Raw genomic sequence first — 25034 nt, forward strand, 5'->3', positions numbered from 1 at the left:
ACAGGGTCGAGGGCGTAGACTTGGTCTCTATGTCTGACGGCCCACTGATTGTCCAAAGCGACCGCACCGTTCTGCTCGAAGTCGCACACCCCGAAGCCGAAAACGCGCGCCACGATATTGCCGTGTTTGCCGAGCTGGAGCGCGCACCTGAGCACATCCACACGTACCGCATCACGAGGCTTGGTCTCTGGAACGCGCGCGCGGCAGGGCACAGCGCCGACGAGATGCTCGCGACGCTCAATAGGTACTCCAAATTTGACGTTCCGCAGTCCGTTTCCATCGACATCATTGAAACCGTTGGCCGATACGGTCGTCTTGTTATCGAACGTGACGACAACGGGGACCTCATCCTTCGCTCAGACGACGAAGCGGCAATCCGCGAGGTATCGAAGGCCAAGCGGATTGCGCCACTGCTCACCGCACAGATCAGGCCAGACGCCTTCAGCGTCGAGCCGTGGGCACGTGGGCAGCTCAAGCAAGAGCTCGTGAAACAGGGCTGGCCGGCGGAGGATCTCGCCGGGTACACCCCAGGTACGCCGCACGACATCGCACTGACCGACGATTGGCACTTGCGCGACTATCAGCTGAGGGCAATCGAGAACTTTCAAACTGGCGGGTCCGGCGTTGTGGTGCTTCCCTGCGGCGCGGGCAAGACGCTGGTGGGTGCCGGAACGATGGCAGCCGTTGGCGCCACAACCCTCATTCTTGTCACAAACACCGTCTCCGCTCGTCAGTGGCGCGATGAGCTTCTGCGGCGCACCGATCTCACCGCCGACGACATTGGCGAGTACTCGGGTCAGGTGAAAGAGATCAAACCGGTCACGATCGCCACCTATCAAATCCTGACCGCTCGCCGAAAAGGTGAATACGCGCATCTCTCCGTGCTTGACGCGCTCGACTGGGGCCTCATTGTGTACGACGAAGTACACCTGTTGCCCGCTCCGGTATTTAAGCTGACCGCCGATTTGCAGGCACGCCGCCGCCTCGGGCTCACCGCAACGCTCGTGCGTGAGGATGGGCGCGAAAGCGACGTATTCAGCCTCATCGGGCCAAAGCGTTACGACGCTCCGTGGAAAGAGATCGAGGCCCAGGGCTACATCTCGCCAGCTGAGTGTTTTGAGGTCCGTGTGGACCTCCCCCAAGACACCCGCCTCGAATACGCGGCCGCCGCCGATAACGAACGCTACCGCCTCGCCGCGACGGCCCCTGCAAAGATGGATACCGTTCGTCGCCTCGTCGCAGATCACGAGGGCGAGCAGATTCTCATCATTGCTCAGTACCTCGACCAGATTGAGGAGCTCTCGACGGCGCTTGGCGTTCCCCAGCTCACGGGGGCGACCCCCGTCAATGAGCGCGAACAGCTCTTTCAGGCGTTCCGCGAGGGAACCATCAAAGTGCTCGTTGTGAGCAAGGTCGCAAACTTCTCCGTTGACCTCCCCGACGCCTCAGTTGCGATTCAAGTATCTGGCTCGTTCGGCTCACGGCAAGAAGAAGCGCAACGCCTTGGGCGTCTCCTCCGACCAAGCACAACGGGCCACACGGCCTCGTTTTACACGCTTGTGGCGCGCGACACGGTCGACCAGGAATTTGCCCAGAACCGGCAACGCTTCCTCGCCGAGCAGGGATACTCGTACACGATTATCGACGCCGCCTCACTCGTCAACCGGGCCGCGTAGCCCGGCAGCCGTCGGACTCAGCTGTCCAAGCACGGTCGCGGTAATCTGCTCTGCCGCTTGCTCTGCACTCGCGCGACCGGCAAGGACCTCGTCCGATCCGACGTGCAGCACCGCGTAAAAGCACGCCGTCAGCCATCCTGCGCTGAGGTCAGCACGGAAGGCGCCTTCGGCCTGCCCTCGCGCAATCACGTCCTCTACACAGGCCATGAGTTCGCTGTGGTGTTCGCGGATGCGCTCTGGGGGAAGCGCTCGCTGGGCAGCATCAAGGGCCGCAAGATTGCGAACCACTTCTCGCCACGACGAATGGATGAGTCGCACGAGCGCCGCAACCGGGTTGCCGCCGAGGTCAAGGTTGGCAAGGGTTCGCTCCGACCTGGCGACTGCGGTGCGGAACGCGGCATCCACCAGTTCGTCTCTCGATGAAAAATGTCCGTAGAGCGTCACCCTGCCGACGCCAGCGGCCGTCGCTATCTGGGCCATCGTGGCCGCGCTGTTGCGCTCAAGCAGCGTCAACGCGCTCTCAATAATTGCGTCTCGGTTCCGTTCTGCATCTGCTCGGCGAGGTTGAGCGGATGCTCGGCTGTTGTCGTTCACACAGCCAGACTATCTCATACATTCATGTTTGACTTGTGCTATCGTCATTAACTCAAACACCATTGTTCAAGTTAGGAACCAATGAATCGCAGCGACTCACGCGTCCTCGTCCTTGGCGGCTACGGCGCCGTCGGAATCCACATCATGAACGAACTCCGATCACGAGGCATCACCGCACACAGCGCCGGCCGAAACGTGGAACTCGCGGACCGCCCCCTCGACATCCGAAACTATGACGATGTCGGTGCCGAATCCAAAAACTACACGGCAGTTATCAACGCAACCGGAGCAGAAGACCCCCACCTGGCCGCCTCCGCCATCGGCAGCGGCACAACCTGGATCGACATCACCGCAACAAGCACCTATATTGACCAGCTTGCAGCCCTCCCGACTCCCACCGCACCCATCATCGCGAGCGTCGGCATCGCCCCAGGCCTCACCAACCTCCTTGCCGTCGAGGCGCAGCACATCAGCACAGCAACTGGGGAACTCAGCATCGGCGTCCTCCTCGGGGCCGGCGAAGCCCACGGCGCGGCGGCAGCTGCCTGGTCCTTTGGCCTCCTCGGCAGGCAATTTCGCGACCCAACAACCGGCCGCTCAATTCGCAATTACACCAACCCCCGCACGTTCAGCATCAATGGCACCCCTCGGCGCCTGTATCGCACAGACTTTTCCGATCAGCACACCCTCACCCCTCAACTCGGCCGACCGGCGGCGACATACTTTGGCACAGACACACGCCTCGCCACAACGCTCCTCGCGGCCGCAACTTGGATTCCAGGCGCACGCAACATGCCGCCGTCGATACATTTTCCAGGCAGCGACACCTGGATTCTGACCATCGAAGACGCCGACGGCCCCCTACTCTCGGCAACAGGCCAAAGCCAGTCACATGCAACTGGGATCGTAGCGGCAAGGGCGGTCGAGGCATCCATCGGGGCAGCAGCTGGGTTCCACCACCTGACCGAACTCACCACGCTTGCGGAACTCGATCTCCCGTTCCGCGTCACAAAGCATCGCTTAAGCCACGCAGCACCAAAAATCTAAAACCCCGAAAAGTCAAGCAAACTCGCCGAAAAAGTTTTCAGACATTGTCCAGCGAATTGTCAGATAATAGAAACATGAATGATGGACCACGCATACTCGTTGTCGACGATGAACCAAACATCCGCGACCTACTCACCACCAGCCTGCGCTTTGCCGGTTTTGGGGTGCGAGCCGTAAGTAACGGTGCCCAGACCATCTCCGCCGTACTCGAAGACGAACCAGACCTCATCATCCTCGATGTGATGTTGCCAGACATGAACGGCTTTAGCGTCACCAAGCGCCTCCGTTCAGCCGGCTACACCGCCCCGATCCTCTTCCTCACCGCAAAGGACGACACCGAAGACAAGATCATGGGGCTCACAGTTGGTGGCGACGACTACGTCACCAAGCCGTTCAGCCTCGACGAAATTGTTGCCCGCATCAAAGCGATCCTTCGCCGCACCATCCAAGACGAAGAAGACGCCCAAATCGAGGTTGGCCCGCTCCGCATGGATCAAGACACCCACGAAGTTTTCGTTGGCGACGTGAGTGTTGAGCTCAGCCCAACCGAGTTCAAGTTGCTCCGCTACCTCATGCTCAACCCCAACCGGGTACTGAGCAAGGCACAGATTCTTGACCACGTCTGGGAGTACGATTTTAACGGCGACGCCGGCATCGTCGAGTCCTACATCTCGTACCTGCGCCGCAAGCTCGAACAACACTCCGAAACCCCGCTCATCCAAACCAAGCGCGGCTTCGGCTACATGCTGAAGGTGGACCAGAAGTCGTAACAAGGCACATGCGGCAGCCGCGGCTGGCGAAGCGATGGGATGCAGTATCCCTTCGTACCAAAATCACCGGGGTGACGGTACTAATTCTCACCTTCGGTATCCTCATCGTGGGCACTGGCACCATGATGATTCTCCAGCCGCAGCTGATCGCCCAGGTTGATTCAAACCTGCGCCAGCTACAAACCGATCCAACACCGGCGCTCGCACTGGGGGCAACAGCCCAACTCATCACGCGCAACGATGTGCTGTACGCACCGCGCGACCCCTATTACATAGCCGTTCTTGATGCCGATGGCGTACTGCTCTACGACAATTTCCAGGGCAGCAAGTCAAATGCCAAGCCTGAGGTCCCGCTGATCTCAAGTGCCGACGCCATCAACGTGTACGGCAATCAAATACTGCATCTCATGCAGCCCGGCAACGAGGTGAGCTGGAGGGCCGTCCTCGTCCCCATCGTGCCAAAAGACAACAGCGGCAGTAGCGGAACCCTCCTCATCGCGCAGTCCATGAGCAATATTGACAACATCATGGTGCGCTACATCACGATCTTCTCTGGCTTTGGCATCGTCGTGGTGCTCCTTGGCGCAATCTTGACGCGACTGCTCGTCACCAGCACGTTTGAACCCCTGCGCGAAGTCGAAGCGACCGCCGCAGCCATCGCAGAGGGTGATTTCAGCCAACGCGTGCCCGTCACCGCATCCAACACCGAAGTTGGCAGGCTCAGCCGCTCCCTGAACACCATGCTTCGGCGAATCGACTCTGCCTTTGCCGACCGCGCCAAAACCATTGAGCAAATGCGACGCTTTGTCGGCGACGCAAGCCACGAACTGCGCACGCCCCTCGTGACCGTTCGCGGCTACGCCGAGCTCTACCGAATGGGCGCGTTGCAGACCCCAGCCGATGTCGCCCAGGCCATGGAACGCATCGAAAAAGAAGCACTCCGAATGGGCACGCTGGTCGAAGACCTCCTTGCTCTTGCCCGCCTTGACGAGGCAAAGCCAATCGAGATGCTACCGGTCGACCTCGTACCGCTGGCCAAAGATGCGGCGCTCGACACCATGGCCTCATCGCCAAGCCGCGAGGTCCGCGTGCTGGTTCACGACGCAACACCGCGACTCGCCGACGGCTCAATAGCAACCACGGGCGAACACGAACCGGTCACCCCGCTGCCGCCGGCGGCCGCGCCGCCAGGAGTCGAGCCGTCAACGGTTACGGGTGGCATCTCCTTTGCAACGGGCACGCTCGCAAGGCTTCGCCAGCGACGCATCCGCCGCAGCTCGATGCTCGACACCCAACCGCTCACCCGCATCGAACGCGACTCGGAATTCCCAAACACGGCAATTACCCCCGAGGAATCGCAGGAGATTGAGGCAAACGTTCCACCGGCTATCGTGCTCGGCGACGAGAACAAGATCCGCCAGGTCATGACCAATCTCATCGGCAATGCGCTCAGGTTCACCGACGATGACAGCCCAATCGAAATCGTTGTGAGCGTCGACGAAGCCGCAGAAACCGCGACCTTTGAGATCGTGGATCACGGGGAGGGCATCCCTGAGCAGATTCGAGAGAAGATTTTTCAACGCTTCTGGCGAGCCGACACCTCTCGCACCCGCGAAACGGGTGGCAGCGGACTTGGCCTCGCAATCGTCTCGTCGATCGTACAGGCCCATAAGGGCACGGTCAGCGCCCACGAAACGCCTGGCGGCGGTGCAACCTTCCGGGTCACGCTCCCCCTCCTCCCCGTCTGACACCTGCATCCATTTGCGACTTTCTGCGCAGAATGCTCTGTAACTCCGCAGAAACTCACAAATAGATGCAGGTACACAAAAGCGGGGCGGCCCCGAAGGACCGCCCCGCTCTGTGCGCTGTGGACTAGAAGTCCATGCCACCCGTTGGGTCGCCAGCAGGAGCAGCGTTCTGCTCTGGCTTCTCAGCAACAACTGCCTCGGTGGTGAGGAAGAGTGCTGCGATCGATGCGGCGTTCTGCAGGGCAGAGCGCGTTACCTTCGCTGGGTCGATGATGCCCTGAGCGAGCAGGTCGCCGTACTCACCGGTTGCGGCATTGAGGCCGTGACCAACTGGGAGGTTGCGAACCTTCTCGGCAACAACGCCAGGCTCGAGGCCAGCGTTGAGAGCGATCTGACGCAGCGGAGCCTCGATGGCTACGCGAACAATGTTTGCACCGGTTGCCTCGTCGCCCGTCAGTTCGAGCTTTGCGAAGACGGTTGCGCCGGCCTGGATGAGTGCAACTCCACCGCCGGGGACGATGCCCTCTTCAACGGCAGCCTTCGCGTTGCGGACTGCGTCCTCAATGCGGTGCTTGCGCTCCTTGAGCTCAACCTCGGTTGCGGCTCCGGCCTTGATGACTGCAACGCCACCGGCAAGCTTTGCCAGGCGCTCCTGCAGCTTCTCGCGGTCGTAGTCGCTGTCGGTGTTCTCGATCTCCTTGCGGATCTGCGAAACGCGACCGGCAATTGCCTCTGCGTCTCCAGCACCCTCAACGATGGTGGTCTCGTCCTTGGTGATAACAACCTTGCGTGCACGACCAAGGAGGTCGAGGGTTGCGTTCTCAAGCTTGAGGCCAACCTCTTCGCTGATGACCTGTCCACCGGTAAGGATGGCGATGTCCTGCAGCTGAGCCTTGCGACGGTCTCCGAAGCCAGGTGCCTTCACAGCAACCGACTTGAAGATGCCACGGATCTTGTTCACAACGAGCGTTGCGAGCGCTTCGCCGTCAACGTCCTCAGCAATGATGAGGAGCTGCTTGCCCGACTGGATCACAGCGTCAACAACGGGGAGCAGGTCCTTGATGTTGCTGATCTTCGAGTTGGCGATGAGGATGTAGGGGTCTTCGAAGACTGCCTCTTGGCGGTCTGGGTCGGTTACGAAGTATGCCGACAGGTAACCCTTGTCGAAGCGCATTCCTTCGGTGAGTTCGAGTGACGTTCCGAGAGAGTTCGACTCTTCAACGGTAACAACGCCTTCCTTGCCAACCTTGTCGATTGCCTCGGCAATGATCTGGCCGATCTGAGGGTCAGCAGCCGAGATGGATGCGGTTGCCGCGATCTCTTCGGTGGTCTCGATCTCTTTTGCGTTCTCGAGCAGCTGGTTTGAGATGGCGTCTACTGCCTTCTCGATGCCGCGCTTGAGGCTGATTGGGTCTGAGCCAGCAGCGACGTTGCGGAGTCCTTCGCGAACGAGGGCCTGTGCGAGAACGGTTGCCGTCGTGGTTCCGTCTCCGGCAACGTCGTCAGTCTTCTTCGCTACCTCTTTAACGAGCTCGGCGCCGATGCGCTCGTAGGGCTCGTCGAGTTCGATCTCTTTGGCGATTGAAACGCCGTCGTTGGTGATCGTGGGTGCGCCCCACTTCTTTTCGAGGACAACGTTGCGACCACGCGGGCCGAGCGTTACCTTTACCGCGTCTGCAAGCGTGTTCAGTCCACGCTCAAGACCACGGCGTGCTTCTTCGTCAAAAGCAATAATCTTTGCCATGTGAGTATCGTCCCTCCTGGACGTCAAAGAATCTGTGAAAACTAGCACTCGCTCGGGGCGAGTGCTAGACACAATTCTGGCACTCGTAGCCTGAGAGTGCAAGTGACGACGCCGAAGGTCACGCGGTGTTACTCCGCGTATCGCTCACAGCGAAGAAGACGGGGCTATTCCGTGACGATTGTGCCTTCATCAGCCGGGATCATTTCGATCCAGGTATTACCGGGTGCAAGCTGGACGGTGAAGCCTGAGGCATCCACAAACCGAAGCGGCTCGTCTCTTGTGCCCTTCGCCCACGATCCCTGCACGGTCTTGCCCGCACTTGAGAACCATGCCTCGCCCGTGCCCGTGAGCTGGGTGAATGGTACGTCTCCCCGCTCGACAGGCACCTTCAGCACAACAACGTTGGTCGATTGGTGTTGGGCGCCATCCATGCCAACGTCTGCGGAGCCCTCTTGGCTACGCAGATACACACCGGCCTCAGCATTCCATGACCAAGAGGGGAACCGCTCGGGAGAAAACGTGAGGCTCAGCGAGTTGACCGGAGCACCAAGTCTCGCCGCAGACGAGGTCCCCTGGTCAATCGAATAGGCGAACTGCTGCTGAGGAGCGGGGATGTCGGCGTGAGCCGCGACCGCCTCTTGCGCCCTCAACAACAGGTTATGTGGGGCGATTCGGTCGACGCCCCTGTCAAAATATGGGTCCCCTGCGTCATCCAGAATATTCACAACGGGTGCATCCCGCATTTTGGCAACAAACTGATCTGCTCCCCCCGAGTATGCGACGAGCCCGCCCATGGGGGAAATAATGTCTGGATCCATTGGACGAATGGACCGCACGGGCCCTACCGTCTCAGGAACGCTCGACTGGAACACTGCTACGTAGCGGGTGAGACCACCCTCGACTAACTCTTCGAATACCAGGTCTGTCGAGTTGAGGCCGTAGTGAGGCCTGGCTTCCTCGTGATTATCGATCTTCACCGCAAGTGAGGGATTTTCGGGCGCCACTTCTACCGCTGTCCCACGCAACGGCGCAAGCACCCGCTCTGCCGGAACCGTGTAGCTTGACGCATACTCGCCGGTGGCCTCCGGCGCATCCTTTGGCGTCGCCGGAGCGCACCCTGCAGCGAACACCGCTGCAGCAGCACCAACGACGGCCAGACGAAGCAACCTGTTCGAAGTACGCAAAGCGGTCACGGTGTTGGGTCCATCCTGTTGGCGATGTCAGTTGTGTGGATGCCCCACGCTGGATGGAGGCATCAACCGTTCAAGGTTACTGAGCCGCGTCTGGCAACGCCAGATCTGTACCGATAAGAACTACGAGTTGAGTACCGAGACCCGCATAGCTGTCGGTGAGATGCGCTTGCATTCCACCCAGCTTTGCGGCCAACCCAAGCGCGGCTGCTTCGTCTGCCGGATCGGCATAGAACACGGCACTAATCGTGACGTCTGGGGTTTCGGTTGTACTCTCGTTCCCAATCACGCCGAGCTGCTGGGTGGTCACGTATGAAGACGCCGCGGCTGCGAGTTCTGGATCGGCAGTTCCGTTCAGAATCGTCACAGTTGCGGCCGGATTCACAACAGGTTCAACCTCGGCAGCGGGTGTTTGTCCGCTTGTCGCAGAGGACTGAAGCGGATTCGGGAGCTTTACGTTGCCAACCCCGATGACGATATACACAATTCCAGCCACAACGAGCAACAGAGTGACCAACGCCGCCCACATCACAAAAATCCAGTTAGGACCGCGGCGGCGTGGAGCGCGATGCACCCCTACTCGTTTGCCCATCTGGGGAGTATCAAAGGGATCAAGCGACGGTTTCTTGGATGCTGACGGCTGTGCGTCATTCCTCGACGCGCGCCGACGCCCTACCGCAGAGTCCGTTGAGCCGGCGGCACGCCGGGCATCGAGAGCTTCGTCCGGGTGGAACGGTGCTTCATCGTCAGATGCTTCGCCTGCATCAATAAGAGTTGGCTCGGTAGGTTCTGCATTGAGGGGCTGCACAGACACGCGTGCCCGAGCGGCAAGCTCGGCATAGTCATCAGCAGGCACCGGCTGTTCCGCTGCGGGGGCCGCAGACGGAAGCTCTGCGTCCGGAATATAGACAACGGCTTCTGGAGCTGCGGTGTGCGCCACCGGGGCCTGAGTTGATGGTCTTGGGCTCAGTGGGGCCGTTGATGGAGGCGGTGTGACCGGCGTTGGTTGGCCGGATGCGCTTGGCAAAGCATGGGAGCCAGGTGTCGAGTTTGCGCTCGGCAGATCGCCAATATTTGGCACCTGTTCCTCTTCATGAAGGGCGCCAAAGAGCTCGTCAAGTCCAGGTGAAATTGGTTCGTCGGATTCAGAACCGGGACCCACTCCCTCGCCCCCGCGAGTTAGGTCGTTGTCGCTTCTGTCCATCCGTCGAAGTTCCATCTCTTTCTTGATCAGTCTCGATAGTAGCGTCAAATGCTTCAGATACCGAGATCCCGGCCCCACCAATCAACTCACCTAGAGTAGTCGGCTTGCCGTTGAACTGCCTGGCAGCCCCCTGAGAACACCCAGTTTTGTATATTAGGCTAGCCTCACCACTCATTCTAAGGCGTCCATTTTCTATGCACACTTTTGTTGCCGCTTCGCCGCGCGCTCGCACGTCTCCCTTCCGACGCAAGAACATCATCCTTGTCGCGACTCTTGCGGTCGCATCGCTGATCCTCTCAGGATGTTCCACTGGCGATTCCACGACGCCGGCGACCTCTGAGACGGCAGGCGCACGCCCGGTATGCACCAGCCCGACGTCATTTGAGACTCCGATCGCTGACCTCACGCCCGTTGCCGACCCCCACGTCGGCACCGGCCCGTGCACGGCACAGCTCCCAGAGCGAAGCATGGCAAATCTGGTCGAGCCAGGAAAACAATCACTTCCGACAACCGTGACCTCTCACGATCCCAACGGTGACCTCGACGTCACCGTCACTGACACGTCGCGCATTGTCACGTTTGACATCGCCGGGGCCATCGGCGAGACGGTATTCGCTCTTGGCTACGGCGACAGCGTTGTTGGCCGCGATGCGACGATGACGTTTGACGAGGCGAAGGACCTTCCGATTGTTACCGGCTCAAGCCACTCGATTAATGCGGAGAGTGTTCTCGCGCTCGAGCCAACCCTTGTCATTACGGATGGCACGGTTGGGCCGCTCGCCGTTGTTCGCCAGATCGCCGACACGGGCATCCCCGTCGTGTTTGTTGACCGCAACCCCTCGATCTCCGGTGCCATCGAAAAGGCGTCGCAAATCGGCGCAGCGCTCGGAGACGCCGAGGCTGGCAAGGCGCTCAGCACGATGCTTTCTGACGAAATCGATGACACCGTTGAGCAGATCAAAGCGATCGCACCAAAAGATCCCGCAGACCGCGTTCGTATCGCGTTCCTTTACCTTCGCGGATCATCCAACATCTATTACCTGTTTGGCGAGGGCTCGGGTGCCGACGACCTGATCACGGCGCTTGATGGCCGCGATGTTGCCTCCGAGATTGGTTGGGTCGGCGAACGCCCAATGACAGACGAAGCACTTATCGAAGCCAACCCAGACCTCTTATTGGTCATGACGAAGGGTCTCGACAGCGTCGGCGGCCCCGAGGGTCTCATTGACTCGCTCGAGGCCGTTGCCCTGACCAACGCTGGTAAGAACCTCAACATCATTGACATGGCTGACAGCCAGATTATGACGTTTGGTCCCCGGACTCCGGAAGCTCTGAGTGCTCTTGCTCGGGCGATTTACGCGCCCGACGCTGCCGCACAACAATAACCGTCGCCACTCCGGCAACAACAACGACTCCGAGCACAACCCAGAGCCGCATGAGGTTCGAGCCCTCATTCTCGTCCTCGGGGGCGATCAACGTGGTCATTTCTGGTTCCGGGGTCGTTGCTGCATCGTCGGTTGGCTCCGCGGATGCCGTCGCGGCCCCTGCACACTCGCCAAGCGTCAGGCTCAACGTCATGGGATCGAACGGTTCGCCAGCCTGGTAGAAGTCCGCAAATGCGGGAACAGCGGCCTCTGACAAACCACCGGTTCCGATCATCGTGACGGTGCTGCCGGCTTCGCCACTCAGGCCAGGAGTGAGTGCAAACGTGCCGATGGTGATGGCTTTTTCGCTAATCGTTGGCGCACCAGTCGTGTCGTTACTGTCGATGTCAAACTTGAGGTTTGCTTCTGTTGACGAGACAAACTCAACAACCGGGTTGGCAAAATTCATCTTCAGCACGTCTCCGTGTCCGGTAGCAAGCACCGAACCGGGGAACGCAACCTGCCCTGTTCCCGTTGCGGGGTCTACCGAGCCGGTTGGCGTAGACCAGGTCCACTCCGTGCCACTGAAGGAGACGTCGGCGGAGGGGGTGAACGCGCCTTTCGCGAATCCATCAATGTATCCGCGGAAGCGCTCCATGAGGCCCCAGCTCAATGTTCCGGCTGTCACCTCACAGCCGACCTCCGGCGCCTCCGTTTTGAGTACGGGTGCGGCCTGGTCAACGGCGGATGCCGCTGGCACAGCGGCAAGGGTAGCGCCAAGCACCGCCGTCGTTGCGAGCGTTGCGAACCATCGTCGTGCGAGCTGAGCCTTCGTTGTCGAAACCGACACTTCGAGAACCTTTCGTTGTCTTGCGAGAAAAGGGCCGTCTCCGTGTCGGCCAAACGCGTGCGGGGGTAACCCCCGAAAGGATTACCCCCGCACGATGGTTACGTCCAGACTAGCGCTGGCTGACCATGGTTGATACGGCCGGAACATCGTTCAGACGGCGGCGACGAATGACCACAAGGCCAAGTCCGAGCAGCATGGTTACGGCAAGAAGACCCATGAGTCCGTTCGAGTCGCTACCCGTGTGAGCGAGCTTGCCACCTGCGGCATAGGATGCCGGGTTGCTGTAGTCGTCACAGGCAACTTCTGCGCCGAGTGGGAAGGAGAACGAAGCGGAGTTCATCGCTTCGCCGGCCTTGTAGTAGCCGTCGAATACCTGAGCTCCCGCGGTAGTAAGGGTTACTCCCACGCCAGACCAGCTCACCGTTCCACCCGATTTGACGGCTGCTGGGAGGCTCAGCGTTGCAAGCGTCAGGCCAGAAGCAGAAACGTTGGGCTTACCCGTCGAATCGTTTGACGTCACATCCATAAGCAGCACACCGGTGTTCGGTCCCGTGATCTGCACCTGCGGGTTCGACATGACAATGTTCAGGATCGTGCCGTGACCGGTGAAGGTTGCTCCTCCGCCGAAGGCAACCTTGCCGATGCTGTCAGTCTGGTTGAAGGTTCCAGAGCCGGAACCCCATCCGATCGATGCGGCTCCCTTTGCGGCAGGCCCGTTGATGTAGGAAACGAAGGAGTCACGGACTCCCCACGCGAAGCTGGCGCCTGCAACCGAGTTGGCAACACACGGCTTGTTCGGGTCAACGATTGGCGAGGTAGTGATCGGTTCAACAACGGTAAAGGTTGCCGTTGCTGTTCCGCTCGCTCCAACGATTTCAACCCTGTGTTCGCCGAGCTCGAAGTCAGCGGGAACAGTCCAGGACTGCGAAATTTCGCCATCCGCGTTGGCCGTCGGGTTCGTTCCAACCTTGACAGGGGTCGAGTACACGGTGATGTCGACTTTTTCGTTGGCCGCGTAGTTCTTCGCGGTGAAAATCATCTCTGCACCCTGGGATACGGTCTGCACGTTGCTGGTAACAACGGGCTTCTTCGGCGTTGGAGGTGTCACCACCTCATCCTTCGAGCCACCGTACGTAAAGCTCACCGGGGCACCGGCGGTGTTCGAGTAGAAGCCCTTCAGCGTACTCGGCTCAAGCGTTGGCAGGAGCGTCGTCGAGAGGTTCGCCCAGTTCACGACCCCCGTGTCCGCGGCAAGGATGCCGGCACTCGAAGCGAGCTTTGCGATGTCAACGCGGGCAACGGTGAAGCCGCTCGTGTCGCTCGTTGACATCTCGGCGCTAATCACCGCGGAACCATCGGCTGCAAACGTCACCCACGGGTTCTGCAGCACGATGTCAAAACCGTGCAGCTCACTCACAAACTGGATCGCACCGGAGTACTTGATAACGCCGGTCTTCTTGGCGGTGTCGTACGTGCTTCCTGTCGCCTGTGCGAAACCGAAGACGTTACCGGCAGACTTGGTGGCACCGTTGACGGCGTTGATCTGGCCAGAGGCCATTCCAAGAACGTAGTTGCTCCACTCTGACTTGAATGCCCAGTTGAGCGCACCCGTCGGAGTTTCAGTTCCTGGATCGGGGTCTACCGTCTTTGCGGTGTAGTTCACGGGAACGGAGAGCTCCTGCGACGCATTGGGGTTACCCAGCCCACCTGCGTAGGTGTATACGCCCCAGTTACCACCGGCAATCGGTGTTGCTGGCGAGGCGATCTTCAGCTCAGCCGTAAACGAACCGTCGGCGGCGAGGTTGACCCACTGCCCGCGAATCGTTTCACGGTGCTCTTCTGGAACCTGGTTCAGAACGGACTCGGCGAGGGCCCATTTGCGCGATTCATTGTTGATCGCACGCTGCGAGCTTGGCACGTTGGCGGATGGCTTCCAGTTGGATGCGAAGCTACCGAATACAACAAAGGTTCCTTGCGGGAGGGTTGCTGGGATCGGAACGCCGGCTCCGCCAACGTTCGACGCGGGGTCGAAGCCTGTTCCCTTCACAACGATCGTGTCGCCGTCAACCACCGAGGCATTCGACAGCGGCGTGACGCCGTCTGCTTTGAACACCTCAATCTTCGGCTCAAACACCGGAGCAACAGGAGCCGCAGCATTCGTGAAGTTCACCGGAACAAACTTCTCCTGAGCAGCATTATTCACACTGCCAGCACCATACGTGTACACACCAAAACGACCAGCATCCAACGGCGCCTTCGCACCCGTGAACTCCGTCATCTCCAACGTCGCCGTAAACGAACCAGACGCATCCAACTCAGTCCACTGATTCTCAACAGCAGACTTGTACCGCTCAGGAATTCCATCCAACGTCGCCTGAGTCGTAGCCCACTTCTGCGGACCACCAACACGAGCAGTCGCAGGAGCCTCCGCAGACGGCCGCCAATTCTCAAGGAAGCTACCAAACACAATGTAGTTCCCCTGCGGCAACGTCGCAGGAATCGGAATACCACGACCGCCAACATTGGCAGCAGGATCAAAACCCGAACCCTTCACAACAATCGAGTCACCAACGTGAACCTCAGACTGCGCAATCGGCGTCACACCATCAGCCTTGAACACCTCGACCTTTGGCTCAAACACCGGAGTCACGGGTGCGTCTTCTGTTGCGGCCGCAGAGAAGGCAAGGTTGTCAGAGGCCTGACCCGCATAGCGGCTGAGGTCGGAAGGCGCAATCGTCGGGGAGATCACACCGGGCATGCTTGCCCACGAGACCTGTGTGTCGGATGCGGTCGGCTGTCCGGGAACGCCGGCAAACGTTGCAACGGTTACACGAGCAACCGTCTCGGGGTTCGCCGTAGACGAAACGCTGGTCTCCGCGCTGACCGTCACGGTGCCATCAGCGGCAACCGTAACCCACGGGTTCTGCATCCGAAGGTCAAAGCCGTGACCGGTTCCGAGGAAGTCAACGCCACCAAAGTATTTTGCGGTTCCCTCACCGGTCAGGGAGTTGTAGTCGCTGTCGCTGGATTCGGGGAACGAGTATGTTCCGTCGCCCTGCACGGTTGCACCGGCATACGTGCTGATCGTGCCACCGGCAAATGTGGTGACGTAGTTTCGCCAGCTGGCCTTGAAGCCCCAGCTCAGCGCGCCACCGTTTTCTTTGAGGGTCGCCGTCTGCGTCGGGAGCGCAGCCGCGACAAGCGGGGCAACAGCGGGAGCAGGCGCCGCTGCCGCTTCTGGCGCAGGCGCCTCGGCGGCGGGCGCGGGTGCATCGGCAGTGGGCACCTCGGCAGGTGCCGCAGGCTGCTCGGCTACTGGAGCCTCATCAGCGGGAGCGGGCTGCTCGTCGGGTGCAGGAACCGGAGCGGGGGTCTCTGCTTCTACAACCTGTTCAATCGCTGCCGGGTCGTCGTTTGCAAACACGACGCTCGGAGAAAAGAACACTCCGCCGAGCGCGACCAGTGTGGCCGTTGCTGCAGCGGTCCAACGAGAAAATCCTTGACGTTTCCGCCTGGCAACTCCCACGATATGAACACCTCAAACTATGTATCAATCAGAAAAATTTCGGGCCGTGCTTAGGTAAGGCGCGTCTTACTTAGGCGCGGCTAACCAATGTAACCCTAACCTGACTAACCGCTGAGTGTCAAAGAGAAAACCCCCTATACCGATTCAACTTCGGAAATGAACGGTAACGCGCCGACGTTGTCTTATTAGACTGAGAGTTGAATGCCATTTTGGCGGCCGAGCCACCCAGAGATACCCAGGAGCTTCCATGACGTACGACGTGAACCGCAGCGACAGCGAATGGCGCGAAACCCTGAGCCCTGAGCAGTACGAGGTGCTTCGCCAGTCAGGAACAGAACGGCCCTTCAGCGGCGAGCTGAACGACGAAGAACGCGCTGGGCTCTACACGTGCGCTGCCTGCGGCAACGAACTCTTCCAGGCAGGAACAAAGTTTGATGCGGGATGCGGCTGGCCAAGCTTCTACGAATCCATCCGCCCAGAGGCTGTCGAGCTGCTCTCCGACACCAGCCTCGGCCGCGAGCGCACCGAGGTTCGCTGCGCGCGGTGCGGTTCGCACCTCGGCCACGTCTTCGACGATGGCTTTGGCACCCCAACGGGCGACCGCTACTGCATGAACTCGCTCGCCCTCAACTTTGCGCCTGAAGACGACGAGTCTTCAGCAGCCAGCTAGTGAGCGAACTCTACAACGCGATCCGTAATCGTCGCTCGTTTTCGAAGGTAACCGAGGCAACGCCTGACAGCGCCGAGCTCGAGCATTTGTTGGAAGCAGCCGGCCGCGTCGCCGACCACAGCTCACTGCATCCTTGGCGCGTCATCGCTATTCGTGGCGAGTCCCGCACCAAGGTTGGAAAGTCGCTTGCAAAAGCCGACGGCAAGAAAAAGGGCGAGGCCGACGGCTTCATCCGAAAAGCCCACCGCGCTGAACTGCTTCTTGCGGTCGTTTTTTCTCCAAAGCCGAGTCACAAGGTTCCAAGCTGGGAACAAGAAGCTGTGGCATCCGGCGTCGCTCACTCTCTGTCACTCCTACTGGATGACGCGGGCTGGGGCGTGCTCTGGCGCACTGGGCCGCACACTCGTGCCAAGCCAGTGGCAAAGGCACACAAATTGCGCAAGGGCGAAAAACTCATGGGTTGGCTCTACGTTGGTGGCAAACCGGATGGAGATCGCTCCGCCCGCAAAACAATTGCCGCGGCCGACTACCTCAGCGAGCTCTAGCCGCCAAACACAGCCAACACCTTCGTCGCGTTACAGACAAAATCAACCGGATTCGCAGAGACAACTAGCGTGTGCGTCGAGGCCGGATGCTTGACACCCCAACCGCCACGAGCGCAACGATAACGCCTATGACGGTTCCGGCAGTTACTGGAGACGACCCGACAGGTAGCAGCAGGTCAAGGACGAGCGAGCAGCACAGCTGGCCGCTGATGCTCGCGAGGCCAAGCAGCAGCACGCCCGTCTGCTTCACAAACACGGCCATGCCGCCGATGAAGATGCAACCGACAAGACCGCCGACGTAGTACCAGGGCTCCGGTGGAAACTCGGTTGGAAAGCCAACAAACGCGCCCCGAACGAGCGTGATCGTTGCGAGCACAAGCGTACCAACGACGAAGTTCACAAACGTTGCGCTGACGGCGCTGTTGGTCAGTGAACGAACGCGGCCGTTCACAGCCGGCTGCCACGCCGTTCCGAGGCCTGCGAGGAGCGGCATGATGAACCAGACAAGCGACCCGGCGTGCGTAAGCTGACCGCTCACGGTGATCGCGACCGCAAGCAAGCACAGCCCCACTGCGGCAAGGCGACGACGGTTTGGCGGGATCTTCCCTGACGGGCCGACGCCCCAGGCATCCAGAAACACGCCAAACGTAGTCTGACCCGCAACAACACCAACCGTAAACAGGGCAACGCCGAGGATTCCAGCACTGAGCCCCTGCGAGAGCACAAGGAAAGCGCCGGCGGCTCCACCCATTGCGGCCCACCACGGGAAGGTTCCGCCGCGAATGCCAGCCCAGAGGTCAGCCAGCCCGCTGCGGGCCTGTTTACTGCACAGCACCAGGATCGTCATGATGACAAGTCCCGAGCCAAACGAGTAGGTCGCTGCGACAAAGCCGTCGCCGAGCACGGCGCCAAACTGGCCGTTCAACCGGGTCTGCACCGCGACAAGGGCGCCACAGAGCATGACGATGATGATGGCCACCCATGTGGGAACCCTGAGTGATTTTGTGGCCATCCTCTCACTATAGAACTCGCGGCGACGCACGTCATATCAGCACCCCTACAACCGAGTCAGCTGGATGCCGTGACCACCATAGGCTGGCCCCATCAGCATCTCGTGGACCAAAGGAGACTCCCTCAATGTCTGAATACGAACTCGGCACTGCCCTCGACACCGATTACTACGGTGTGTTCGAGAACGTTCCCGCAGAAGACCGCGCCGTGTGGCAGCGGGCCCGCGACTTCATTATTGAAATCCTCCCTGAGGTGAACGACGCCTGGGACAAGGCAGAGTATCCACTTCGTTGGGCCACTCGACTTGGCGAGCTTGACCTGCTGAATGACGGCGTCGAGGGCCCTGGGCTGAACACCATCAGCCCGCTTGCGGCTGGTCTCGCCACGATGGAACTCTCGCGCGGCGACGGCTCGATCGGCACGATCGTTGGGGTACAGGCAGGCCTCGCACTACGCAGCGTTGCGATGTACGGCAGCGACGAGCAGAAAGCCGAATGGCTCGTACCGCTCTCGCGCGGCGAGAAGCTCGGCGCCTTTGCGCTGACGGAGCCTGACCACGGCTCCGACTCGGTATCACTTGAAACCACGGCTGTCCGTGACGGTGACGAATGGGTCATCAACGGCTCCAAGAAGTGGATCGGCAACGGTTCCGTCGGGCACATGTCCGTTGTGTGGGCGCGCGATGAGGCCGGTAACGTACGCGGGTTTATCGTTCCACAGGACACCCCCGGTTACTCGGCGACGACGATCACGGGCAAGGTTTCGCTACGCGCCATCCACCAGGCCGAAATCACGTTCACCAACATGCGGGTCCCCGCAGATGCGGTACTCCCCGGGGCAAACAGCTTCAAGGACACCGCAAAGATCCTGTTCGCGACGCGACTCGGGGTTGCCTGGGGCGCGCTTGGGCACGCAACCGCGATGTATGAGGCCGCGCTCACCTACGCGCAGCAGCGGATTCAGTTTGGCAAGCCGCTCGCATCGTTCCAAATGGTTCAGGAACGACTCACTGAGATGCTCGCAGAGCTCACGTCAATGCAGATGCACTGTCTTGTGCTCACCCAGCGGGAAGCCGCTGGAACGATGACGCCAACTCAGGCTTCGCTCGCAAAATACAACAACACCCGAAAGGCTCGGCAGATCGCACAGATTGCTCGCGACATGCTCGGCGGCAACGGCATCCTGCTCGAGCATCACGTCATCCGGCACTTTGCTGATGTTGAGGCGCTCCATACCTACGAGGGCACAGAGAGCGTTCAGGCGCTTCTGGTCGGCCGAGACGTGACAGGCAAGGGTGCCTTCGCGTAGCCAGCTCAATCGAGATGACCCAAATGTTCCTATTTTGATACGAATAGGAACATTTGGGTCATCTCGTTTCCCCTGAGGTCGGGGGCGCTCGTGGTTAGTGGAAGTTCAGATCGCGGTCGATCTCGTCATCGAACCAATTTGTAGTATCTGCGCCGATACCGCTACTGAATGCGGTCTCGCTCCAGACGTCAACCGTGCCAACCTCCGACTGTGCTCGGATAGTGTTTGGCGCCTTTGGATCGTTGACGAGGCCGGTGCTGGTCGCATCCCCGATCGAACTGTTGCTTTCGATGTTGTAGGTTCCGTCCGGCACCACAACCGTGACGGTGCCAACCTGGGAGGTTGCAACAATACTTGACGGCTTCTGGCTGCCAGGAACGAAGACGGAGATCGACCCGACCTCAGATGTCGCCGAGATCTTCGAGGCAAACGTTGTCACCGAAACCTCACCAACCTGCGAGCGCACATCTATCGCGTCGAGCGCAGGAAAGGATGTTGGGAGCTCGATGCTGACCGATCCACTGCCTCCTGAACCAAACCAACGAGTGATGCCGGCTTTTTCCAGCGTAATCACGAGTTCGGAGTCAACAACCTCGGTCTTCATCGTTGTGGCTGGCGTTCCCCACCATACGGAATCGTAGGAAACCACAGGCTTGTCAACTGCCCCAGAGGACGTCAGGCTTACGTCCCCGACGGTTCCGGCGACTCGAATACTCGTGAACGTTTCCGTGATGGTTTGAGTGGAGTTTTCACGAGAGGTAATGGTTCCGGCAACGCCTGTGAAGAACGCCCCTGCCATGATGAGCACGGCAAGGAATCCACCGACCACCATCGTGATAACCCGAACGGAGGACGAGCCGTTTGGGGCAGCAGTTCCTCCGCCAGGAGGAGTCGGTGTGGATACCTCTGAAAACGGTGGAGTCGTCTGTGCCTGTTGGCCTGACATGCTGGTTCCTTCGTAGCTGGTGTGGGGGTGTGTCGTGGTGTCGGCGTCGTGCGGGCCGCGGATGCTTGGCGTGGTCATGACGCGTCGCCTCCCAAATAACGAAGCACGGCCAGGACCCTGCGGTTTTCGTTCTCAGCCGGCGCGAGGCCCAGCTTGCTGAAGATGGAGCTGACGTGCTTTTCTATCGCGCCCTCTCCCACATTCAGTTCTGAGGCAACTGCGGCGTTTGAACGCCCCTCTGCCATCAGTTTGAGCACTTCTTGTTCACGGGCTGTGAGCAGTTCAAGCCCGCTTGTCTTGCGTGATCTCACCACGATCTGTGCCACCACCTCTGGGTCAAGTACGGTTCCGCCCGCGCCAACTTTGGCAACGGCGGACAGGAATTCGTCAACATCGGCGACCCGGTCCTTGAGCAGATAGCCAAGTCCCCCAGAGTTGTCACCGATGAGCTCGGCCGCATAGCGCTCCTCGACATACTGCGAGAGCACAAGCACTCTGACGCCGGGATTCTGTCCACGGATGACCGCGGCGGCACGGATGCCCTCGTCGGTAAAGGTTGGGGGCATCCGGACATCAACGATGGCGAGATCCGGAGCATCCGCGCTCACTGCGGAAAGCAAGTCTTTTGCGTTATCAACGGCGCCGACGACGTCGTGTCCCGCGTCGACAAGGAGCCGTTCAAGACCGACCCTCAGCAGGACCGAATCTTCTGCTATGACGATGCGCATGGCTACTGCACCTCCGTCGTGGATTCGGGCTTGCGCCACGGAACCCGTACCGTCAGCGTGGTTGGCCCGCCCTGTGGGCTCGCAACGCGGAACTCGCCGCCTGCGGACTGCACCCGGTCGCGGATGCCAGCAAGCCCTGAGCCGGCTAGTCCGTCTTGCACGGCAGCCCCGCCAACACCGTCATCGGTCACCACCGCAACAACCTGGTCAGCGACGCGGTACACCTGAACGGTGCATCGGCTCGCACGGGAGTGCTTATCGATATTCGCGAGTGCCTCTGCGACGCTGAAGTAGATGACAGCTTCGACCTCTGGTGTGCCGCGCTCTGGCAGGTCGACGGCGAGCGATGATGGAACCGCGCAGCGTGCGACAAGAGCCGAGAGGGCCGCGTCGAGTCCCCTGTCGGTGAGGACGGCCGGATGGATGCCCCGAGCCAACTGGCGGAGCTCGGTGATCGCGTTCTTCGTTTCCGAGTGCGCCATGTCGATGAGTTCACGCGCCTCTGCCGGGTCGCTCTCAAGTTTGTTTTTTGCCATACCGAGCGTCATCGCGACAGAGACGAGTCTGGGCTGTACGCCGTCGTGCAGGTCGCGCTCAACGCGCATCCGATCTCCGGCCGCCGCACTGACCGCGCTCTCGCGGGCCTCTGACAGGCTCGAAACATCGCCGCGGAGGAGGGCAGCCTGCGTCGGGCCGAGGAGGGCGGGAGCGAGCGCACGGTCGACAAGGCCGTAGCAAATCGTCACTGCCACACCGATGGCGATAGCGGCGATTCCCGAAACGGGAACAACCCAACCGGGGAGCGCGGCATCTGTGTTGCCCCAGTTCTCTGCGAAGGCGGTGAACCAGAGGGGGTCGCCATCAGGTCGGATGGCCGTCCCGAGCAACATACCAACACCGGCGCCGATGGCGCCGAGGCCAAGCAGCGCACCTATGGCTGCGAGAACAGAACTGACAACGATGAACAGCACAGCTCGCCAGAACGACGACTGCGTGACGTCAACCCAGAGCTGGTGAAAGAACCCGGCCACGCCCGTTTTCTGCGTGCGTACCCTCGGTGGTTCTTGGATAGTGAGCCGATACACCGCGGCAGCCCGCTGACGTTCCTCGTAGGCCACGAACCGAACCACAAAGATGCAGGCGGCGAGAAATACGAGCCCAATACCCACAACCCAGATCAGGCTCATCCCAACGCTAATCAGGGTTCCGAGCACCGTTGAGACGATGGCCATGATGGTGGCATCAACGGCAAGGTCTGCTGCCGCGACGAGGGGAAAGGTCAGTTTTCTTTTCACGCTCTCAACCTATTCGATTGTGGGCCACACCCAACAGGCAGGCACCTACCCACTTTGGGGTGGGGTTATCCCCCCTCAAAAGCGCTACGTGACGCTGTGCTGTTCCTCCAGAAGTGGGATAGGGTGCGGCTATGCGTAACTTGACGGTTGACGACCTCGGCGTAATGCTCTCGTTTTTTGTAGTACTGCTCCTATTCTTTGGCGTCGACTTTCATGTCACCCGCAAGCGGTCGATGCAGCGGAGGGCAAAGACCTTTGCCTTTATCAGCGTCATCGGCGAGGCCGCAACGGTGATCGCGCTCATCCTCGCATGGGTCACGATCTTCATGCCTGATGTCTGGGAGCTGCTCGACACGTTGCTCGTCTTTGTGCCGGGAACCATCGCAACACTCTGCGCGGTTGTTCTCACGGCAGAATCAGTGGTCGCCAGGTTCAGGGACATCACCAATGACGACGACGAACCCGTGGAAGAAAGCGCTTAGGCCACGCGCACTCAGCTGGCAACCGGCATCCACCAATCCGGCCATGGGATTCCACAAATTCTTGGGGATGAGCCCTCAAATTTTCGCCCCATCCTCTAACCGTTTCGAGCGAGATAGTCTGCGTTTATAGAATTGATGAATGGGCGAAAATAACGAATTCCAAATGGCCACCCCCGACGCTATTGATGTGACTCCAGAGATCGACGAACTCGAAGAGCTGCTGAACCCAGATGAGGACGCGGACGGCAGCGATGTGTGGAAGGTCGGCTACCCGTACGACACCAAAATCACGCGCAAGGAATACGAAAAAGCCAAGCGCAAATTACAGATTGAGATGCTCAAGCTGCAGGCCTGGGCCAAGGAGTCCGGCAACAAAGTAGTCATCATTTTCGAGGGCCGCGATGCGGCGGGCAAGGGAGGCGCCATCAAGCGTTTCACCGAGCATCTCAACCCTCGTGGAGCCCGTGTTGTTGCACTCGAAAAGCCAACGGAGCGAGAGCTTGGCCAGTGGTACTTCCAACGCTACGTGCAGCACCTGCCGTCAGCGGGCGAAATCGTACTCATGGACCGCTCCTGGTACAACCGCGCCGGCGTTGAGCGCGTCATGGGTTACTGCACGCCAGCCGAATACCACGAGTTCACGCGGTCCGCACCCGAATTTGAGCGCATGCTCGTGCAGTCGGGCATCCACATTATCAAGCTGTGGTTCTCGGTTGGCAAAGAGGAGCAGCGCGCACGCTTCCAGGCACGAAGCTCAGACCCCGTGAAACAGTGGAAGCTCTCACCAACCGACCTCGCGAGCCTCGACAAGTGGGATGCCTACACCGAGGCAAAGGAGGCCATGTTCTTCTACACGGACACGCCGGTTGCCCCGTGGACCGTTGTAAAGTCGAACGACAAAAAGCGCGCTCGCATCGAGGCCATGCGCTGGGTGCTTGCCCAGTTTGACTACCCTGGCAAGAATGCCGAGGTTGTTGGCATCCCCGATCCGCTGGTGATTGGTGACCCGGCATCCGTCTACGACTCGGGTGAAACGCCGAACGCCACGTTCCCCGTCGTCAACGCAAAGAACTAAACGCGACTGGCCCGTCCTGGGCGGGCCAGTACAACGTTTACTGCCGCGAGCGCGCACAGGACGCCGACGGTAGCCGTAATCCCAAAAAACCCGGCCTGGTACCCGTGCGCTGTGACCAGCTGCGAGATGGTCGCCGTTCCGAGGGACTGGCCAACGATGATGCTGCTCCCAAACAGGGTCATCACGGTTGTGAGCCGGCCGGAGGGGGCAACAGCGGCGGCAATGCTGAAGATCGTTACCATGGCGGGGCCGATGCCGAGTCCGAGGAACAGGAGTACAACGATTGCCCCTGGGATGCTCGACACCGCTGGGAACGCAAATGATGCCACAAGCGCGACCGCAACGGCCAGCAGCCATCGCCACCGAAGCGCAAACCTGCCGGGCAGTAATCCTGCAAGCAAGCTCGTCACCGCAGAGGTAACCGACATCGCGCCGTAGACAAGGCCCGTGCTGGTCTCGAGACCAATGGAATCCATGAAGCCCGTCAGCGAGGTCAGAATCGTGCCAAACATGTAGCCGATCGTGAGCATCCCGGCCAACGGCACAAGCAGGCGCCCTCGCAACAGTTCACGGAGCGGCGCAGGGGCGGCATCTGAGCTCGACCGCGCGACGGCGTGCTTTGCCGAATCGTGCCAGGCGAACGCAACAACAAAGACCAGCGTGATCACGACGGCACCAATAATGGGAGCAACCGGAGAAATCAGCGAGGCCAAGAGCCCAACCACAACGGGGCCAAGAATGAAGGTCACTTCCTCTGCCGTTGACTCATAGGCCATGGCCGAGTTGGTGTGCACAGGAGTCGCGTCGCTATGCCGCGACAGCATCCCGATCCACCGTGCCCGCGCCATCGGAGCGAGCTGGGGGCTCGCGAGGCCGGTGAGCGCGGAGAAGATCATGACCACGCCGATGGGCACCGGCGAATTCACCGCAACGACCATAGCGAGCAGGGCAGCCGAGTTGATGATGGCCACCACCGTCAGCACCCAGCGTTGACCCCATCGGTCGGCGGCAGCACCAACGAGCGGACCGCCAATACCAGCGGCTAGCCCGACCGCGGCAGAGGCGATGCCTGCTTCGGCGAGTGACCCACGAACGGCCGTGACCATGGTGAGCACACCAACCACAATCATTGCGACGGGGAGACGCCCCAAAAATCCGATGACAACAAACGGCCAACCCATCGACCCAAACAGAAAACGATACGGACCCAATTAGACGCGCTGACCTTTCACCCGTGCTGACGATCAGCCCAGAACAGTGT

General features: G+C 60.2%; 21 protein-coding genes. 10 read left to right on the forward strand and 11 right to left on the reverse strand.

Translation table 11 applies throughout. From position 1 onward, the window contains the following. Positions 1–29: 29 nt before the first annotated feature. The gene (locus FHX76_RS08120; protein WP_167149651.1) at positions 30–1676 is read left to right on the forward strand and encodes a DNA repair helicase XPB; all 1647 of its coding nucleotides are present in this window, start codon (positions 30–32) and stop codon (positions 1674–1676) included. On the opposite strand, the gene FHX76_RS08125 is transcribed toward FHX76_RS08120, so the two are convergent. Beyond that, positions 1653–2270: a TetR family transcriptional regulator gene (locus FHX76_RS08125; protein ID WP_167149653.1), complete on the reverse strand. Its 618-nt coding sequence runs from the start codon at positions 2268–2270 to the stop codon at positions 1653–1655. The two genes, FHX76_RS08120 and FHX76_RS08125, sit on opposite strands and share 24 nt — an antisense overlap. An 81-nt stretch (positions 2271–2351) precedes the next feature. Here FHX76_RS08125 and FHX76_RS08130 point away from each other — a divergent pair, with 81 nt between their 5' ends. The 3 genes from FHX76_RS08130 to FHX76_RS08140 all read left to right on the forward strand — a co-directional run bounded on the left by FHX76_RS08130 (position 2352) and on the right by FHX76_RS08140 (position 5835). Beyond that, positions 2352–3317, forward strand: a complete 966-nt coding sequence (locus tag FHX76_RS08130; RefSeq protein ID WP_167149655.1) for a saccharopine dehydrogenase family protein — start codon at positions 2352–2354, stop codon at positions 3315–3317. A gap of 74 nt (positions 3318–3391) precedes the next feature. Next, positions 3392–4087, forward strand: coding sequence for a response regulator transcription factor (locus FHX76_RS08135; protein ID WP_167149657.1), 696 nt, complete (start codon positions 3392–3394; stop codon positions 4085–4087). 8 nt (positions 4088–4095) lie between these two features. Next, positions 4096–5835, forward strand: coding sequence for a sensor histidine kinase (locus FHX76_RS08140; RefSeq protein WP_167149659.1), 1740 nt, complete (start codon positions 4096–4098; stop codon positions 5833–5835). 124 nt (positions 5836–5959) lie between these two features. Here the strand turns inward: FHX76_RS08140 and groL are convergent, their stop codons facing one another. From groL to FHX76_RS16715, 3 genes are all read right to left on the reverse strand, one after another. Continuing rightward, on the reverse strand, positions 5960–7579 hold the full coding sequence (gene groL / locus FHX76_RS08145) for a chaperonin GroEL (RefSeq protein WP_167149661.1): 1620 nt from the start codon (positions 7577–7579) through the stop codon (positions 5960–5962). Positions 7580–7743: 164 nt separating this feature from the next. Beyond that, a complete protein-coding gene (locus tag FHX76_RS08150; protein ID WP_167149663.1) occupies positions 7744–8763 on the reverse strand; it encodes a DUF3048 domain-containing protein in 1020 nt (339 codons plus the stop codon). A gap of 85 nt (positions 8764–8848) precedes the next feature. Beyond that, positions 8849–9931, reverse strand: coding sequence for a LytR C-terminal domain-containing protein (locus FHX76_RS16715; RefSeq protein WP_167149665.1), 1083 nt, complete (start codon positions 9929–9931; stop codon positions 8849–8851). 236 nt (positions 9932–10167) lie between these two features. Here FHX76_RS16715 and FHX76_RS08160 point away from each other — a divergent pair, with 236 nt between their 5' ends. Beyond that, positions 10168–11358, forward strand: a complete 1191-nt coding sequence (locus FHX76_RS08160) for a heme/hemin ABC transporter substrate-binding protein (RefSeq protein WP_167149667.1) — start codon at positions 10168–10170, stop codon at positions 11356–11358. Here FHX76_RS08160 and FHX76_RS08165 read toward each other — a convergent pair. Together FHX76_RS08165 and FHX76_RS08170 are read right to left on the reverse strand one after the other, a co-directional pair. Next, positions 11273–12187, reverse strand: coding sequence for an HtaA domain-containing protein (locus FHX76_RS08165; protein ID WP_167149669.1), 915 nt, complete (start codon positions 12185–12187; stop codon positions 11273–11275). The two genes, FHX76_RS08160 and FHX76_RS08165, sit on opposite strands and share 86 nt — an antisense overlap. A gap of 109 nt (positions 12188–12296) precedes the next feature. Next, positions 12297–15713, reverse strand: coding sequence for an HtaA domain-containing protein (locus tag FHX76_RS08170; protein WP_167149671.1), 3417 nt, complete (start codon positions 15711–15713; stop codon positions 12297–12299). Between the two features lie 247 nt (positions 15714–15960). Between FHX76_RS08170 and msrB the strand changes: the two genes are divergently transcribed. Together msrB and FHX76_RS08180 are read left to right on the forward strand one after the other, a co-directional pair. Next, positions 15961–16383 carry a peptide-methionine (R)-S-oxide reductase MsrB gene (msrB, locus tag FHX76_RS08175; protein ID WP_167149673.1) on the forward strand — a complete coding sequence of 141 codons (423 nt, stop codon included), beginning with the start codon at positions 15961–15963 and terminating at the stop codon, positions 16381–16383. Then, positions 16383–16928 (forward strand): nitroreductase family protein, encoded by a 546-nt coding sequence (locus FHX76_RS08180; RefSeq protein ID WP_341777895.1) that lies wholly within the window; start codon positions 16383–16385, stop codon positions 16926–16928. The genes msrB and FHX76_RS08180 overlap by 1 nt, the downstream gene beginning before the upstream one ends. 64 nt (positions 16929–16992) lie before the next feature. On the opposite strand, the gene FHX76_RS08185 is transcribed toward FHX76_RS08180, so the two are convergent. Next, on the reverse strand, positions 16993–17940 hold the full coding sequence (locus FHX76_RS08185; protein ID WP_167149675.1) for a DMT family transporter: 948 nt from the start codon (positions 17938–17940) through the stop codon (positions 16993–16995). Between the two features lie 125 nt (positions 17941–18065). Between FHX76_RS08185 and FHX76_RS08190 the strand changes: the two genes are divergently transcribed. Continuing rightward, positions 18066–19247, forward strand: coding sequence for an acyl-CoA dehydrogenase family protein (locus FHX76_RS08190; RefSeq protein ID WP_167149677.1), 1182 nt, complete (start codon positions 18066–18068; stop codon positions 19245–19247). Positions 19248–19341: 94 nt separating this feature from the next. Here the strand turns inward: FHX76_RS08190 and FHX76_RS08195 are convergent, their stop codons facing one another. Genes FHX76_RS08195 through FHX76_RS08205 form a run of 3 tightly spaced genes read right to left on the reverse strand, consistent with a single transcriptional unit; the run spans position 19342 to position 22216 of the window. Next, on the reverse strand, positions 19342–20271 hold the full coding sequence (locus FHX76_RS08195; protein ID WP_167149679.1) for a hypothetical protein: 930 nt from the start codon (positions 20269–20271) through the stop codon (positions 19342–19344). Next, a complete protein-coding gene (locus FHX76_RS08200; RefSeq protein ID WP_167149681.1) occupies positions 20268–20921 on the reverse strand; it encodes a response regulator in 654 nt (217 codons plus the stop codon). Before FHX76_RS08200 ends, FHX76_RS08195 begins: the two co-directional genes overlap by 4 nt. A 2-nt stretch (positions 20922–20923) precedes the next feature. Beyond that, positions 20924–22216 (reverse strand): histidine kinase, encoded by a 1293-nt coding sequence (locus tag FHX76_RS08205; protein WP_167149683.1) that lies wholly within the window; start codon positions 22214–22216, stop codon positions 20924–20926. 131 nt (positions 22217–22347) lie between these two features. Here FHX76_RS08205 and FHX76_RS08210 point away from each other — a divergent pair, with 131 nt between their 5' ends. Further along, positions 22348–22698, forward strand: a complete 351-nt coding sequence (locus FHX76_RS08210; RefSeq protein WP_167149685.1) for a hypothetical protein — start codon at positions 22348–22350, stop codon at positions 22696–22698. Positions 22699–22837: 139 nt separating this feature from the next. Further along, positions 22838–23773, forward strand: coding sequence for a polyphosphate kinase 2 (gene ppk2 / locus FHX76_RS08215; RefSeq protein WP_167149687.1), 936 nt, complete (start codon positions 22838–22840; stop codon positions 23771–23773). Here the strand turns inward: ppk2 and FHX76_RS08220 are convergent. Then, complete coding sequence (locus FHX76_RS08220; RefSeq protein WP_208402468.1) at positions 23770–24984, reverse strand: MFS transporter; 1215 nt, start codon at positions 24982–24984, stop codon at positions 23770–23772. The genes ppk2 and FHX76_RS08220 overlap by 4 nt on opposite strands. Between the last annotated feature and the right edge of the window lie 50 nt (positions 24985–25034).

Origin of the sequence: Lysinibacter cavernae, from assembly GCF_011758565.1 — a bacterium.
Classification (GTDB): domain Bacteria; phylum Actinomycetota; class Actinomycetes; order Actinomycetales; family Microbacteriaceae; genus Lysinibacter; species Lysinibacter cavernae.